At 73.4% G+C, this 2,950-nt stretch carries 3 protein-coding genes; all 3 read right to left on the reverse strand.

From position 1 onward, the window contains the following. Positions 1-13: 13 nt before the first annotated feature. Positions 14-985, reverse strand: a complete 972-nt coding sequence (locus tag ACOV8S_RS00030) for a cation diffusion facilitator family transporter (protein WP_448315088.1) — start codon at positions 983-985, stop codon at positions 14-16. A 103-nt stretch (positions 986-1,088) separates the two neighbouring features. After that, positions 1,089-2,240 carry a mannose-6-phosphate isomerase, class I gene (gene manA / locus ACOV8S_RS00035; RefSeq protein ID WP_448315090.1) on the reverse strand — a complete coding sequence of 384 codons (1,152 nt, stop codon included), beginning with the start codon at positions 2,238-2,240 and terminating at the stop codon, positions 1,089-1,091. Positions 2,241-2,316: 76 nt separating this feature from the next. Continuing rightward, the coding region (locus tag ACOV8S_RS00040; protein WP_448315092.1) for an SIS domain-containing protein at positions 2,317-2,950 on the reverse strand (634 nt) is incomplete at its 5' end.

Below are 2,950 nucleotides of genomic sequence, written 5' to 3' on the forward strand. Positions count from 1 at the left end.
CGGTGGAGACGGGTCAGTGGGCGGGGTGGGCGCCGCCCGGGGTGGCCTCGGGGTCGGGGCCGGCGGCCGCGGCGGTCTCGCTGTAGATGTCCGGCTCCAGGTAGATGACGCGGGCGATGGGAACCGCGGCGCGGACGCGCTTCTCGGCGGCGTCGATGGCGCCGGCGATCTCCGCGGCGCCGGAGTCGGCCTTGACCGCGATCTTCGCGGCGACCAGCAGCTCCTCGGGACCGAGGTGCAGGGTACGCATGTGGATGAGGCGGGGCACAGTGTCGCCGTCGACCACGGCCGCCTCGATCTTCTTCACTTCCTCGATGCCCGCGGCCTCGCCGAGCAGCAGCGACTTGGTCTCCGCGGCCAGCACGAGGGCGATCACGATCAGCAGGACGCCGATGCACAGGGTGCCGATGCCGTCCCAGACGCCGTCGCCGGTGAGGACGGCGAGGCCGACGCCGCCGAGGGCGAGGACCAGACCGACCAGCGCGCCCAGGTCCTCCAGCAGGACGACCGGCAGCTCGGGCGCCTTGGCCCGGCGGACGAACTGGGTCCAGGAGAGCCCGCCGCGGAGGCTGTTGGACTCCTTGATCGCGGTCCGGAAGGAGAAGCTCTCCGCGATGATCGCGAAGACCAGCACGCCGACCGGCCAGTACCAGTGATCCAGCGAGTGCGGGTCCTTGATCTTCTCGTAGCCCTCGTACAGCGCGAACATGCCGCCGAGCGAGAAGAGCACGATGGAGACGAGGAAGGCGTAGATGTACCGCTCGCGTCCGTAGCCGAAGGGGTGCTGCGGGGTGGCCTCGCGCTTGGCCTTCTTGCCGCCCACCAGCAGGAGGCCCTGGTTGCCGGAGTCCGCCAGCGAGTGGACGCTCTCCGCGAGCATCGACGACGAGCCGCTGAAGAGGAACGCCACGAACTTCGCTACCGCGATCGCGAGGTTCGCGGCCAGTGCCGCGACGATCGCCTTGGTTCCGCCTGACGCGCTCATGAGTTCGCGTGGTCCTTCCTGCTCAGCCGTCATGTCCGTTGACCGTCGGCATTGTTGCAGGCCGCCGCCGCGGTGGCGCGGCGGCCGTGCTGTCCGACGGTCCTCAGCAGGAGACGGTTGCCCGGAAAAGCGTCCCGCTCCCGGACACTTCGGTTCTTTCTCCGGCGGGCACGAACACCGAGGCGCCGGGCGCCAGCTTCACTTCGCCGACGCGGACGCCGCCCTCGGTGCACAGCAGCACCTGCGGCGCGGGCCGGGTCAGGTCGGCTGCGGCGGTTCCGTCGGTGAGGCGGAGGCGGGAGAGGCGGAACTCGTCCACCGGCGTCTCGTACAGCTCCTCGCCGTCCGGCAGGGGGCGCGGGGTGAGCACCTCGGTCCCGCAGGACGCGAAGCGGACCACCTTCAGCAGTTCGGGGACGTCGACGTGCTTGGGGGTGAGGCCGCAGCGCAGCACGTTGTCCGAGGTGGACATCAGCTCGACGCCCAGGCCGCGCAGGTAGGCGTGCGGGACGCCGGCCGACAGGTAGAGGGCCTCGCCGGGCGCCAGGCGGACGTGGTGCAGCAGCATCGAGGCGAGGACCCCGGGGTCGCCGGGGAAGTGACGCGCTATCCGGGCGTAGACCTCGTACCGTCCGCCGAGGCGCTCGCAGGCCGCCGCGGTGTCGGCGACGGTCCGGGCGGTCTCCTCGGGGTCGCCGGTGAGGACGGCGGTGAGGACCTGGCGCAGCGCGTCCGCCTCGGGGAGGGTGCGCAGAGCCTCGGCGTACGGGGCGAGGGCGGGCACCTGGAGGCCGTCGAAGAGGTCCGCGGTTGCGGCCGCCGGGCGGAAACCGCACAGGCCCTCGAAGTCGGTGAGGGCGCAGATCAGCTCGGGCTTGTGGTTGGCGTCCTTGTAGTTGCGGTGCGGGGCGTCGACGGCGATGCCGCGGCGCTGCTCGGCCTCGTACCCCTCGCGGGCCTGGACGAGGTCGGGGTGGACCTGCAGCGAGAGGGGGCTGGCGGCGGCGAGCAGCTTGAGCAGGAACGGCAGCCGCGGGCCGAAGCGGGCGACGGTGGCGGCGCCGAGCTCACGCTCGGGGTCGGCGGCGATCACCTCGGGCAGGCTGCCGCGCGGGGTCCGGGAGGGCGCGCCGGGGTGGGCCCCCATCCACATCTCGGCCTGCGGCTCACCGGTGGGCCGCTCGCCGATCAGTTCGGCGATGGCGGTGGTGGAGCCCCACGCGTAGGGGCGGATGGTGTTGGTGAGGAGGTCCATACCCTTCGTCTCCGGGTGTCTCGGCGTGTCCTCCGCGCCGGGGGTTCCGGGGCGGGTGCGGTGTGTCGGCTCCAGCTCAGACACCCGAGGCGAGCGCCAGGTAAACGGCGGCGAAATCGGTGATGGCGATCAGTTCCGCCAGGGTCTCGAGTTCCTCGCCGTCCTCCGGCTCGATCTCGCTGACCGGCGTGTCGTGGCTGATGGCCAGGTCCCGGGCGGCGGGGGCCGCGCTGAGGCCGCCGGTGGGGCGGTCCCGCAGGAGGACGACACGCGCGCGGAGGGCCGACGGTTCCTCGACGCGGTCGCGGAAGAAGTCGTCGGGGTCGCCGCCGGCGGCGAGCGGGCCGGAGAGCAGGGCGCTGTGGGCGTCCATCGCCTCGGGGAGCTCGGCGGCGACGGCGGGGCGGCCGGCCAGTTCGGCGAGGGCCGCGGTGAAGCGGCGGCCGGCCGGTCCGGCGGAGTGGCCCTCGGTCCAGACGACCGGCAGGGACTCGGCGAGTTCGGCGGCGAGGGTCTTGGCCGGGTTGCCGTAGGCGGGCACGGCGGGCCCGCAGCGCTCGGCGACGGCGTCGAGGCGGTCGGCGACCTTCTCCAGGGTGGCGGGCGGCGCGTGCAGCACACTGGTGCGGTCCAGGAGGGCGAGCAGCGGGGTGAGCAGCGCCCACAGGACGCCGGGGGCCGAGGCGGTGAGGGCGGGCCGGGTGTCGTCC

The sequence above is a fragment of the Streptomyces sp. CO7 genome, from assembly GCF_053474865.1.

Excerpts from the sequence above, each read along its gene's own strand:
- ACOV8S_RS00030 (WP_448315088.1), bottom strand. The coding sequence starts at position 985 with ATGAGCGCGTCAGGCGGAACCAAGGCGATCGTCGCGGCACTGGCCGCG.
- manA (WP_448315090.1), bottom strand. The coding sequence starts at position 2,240 with ATGGACCTCCTCACCAACACCATCCGCCCCTACGCGTGGGGCTCCACC.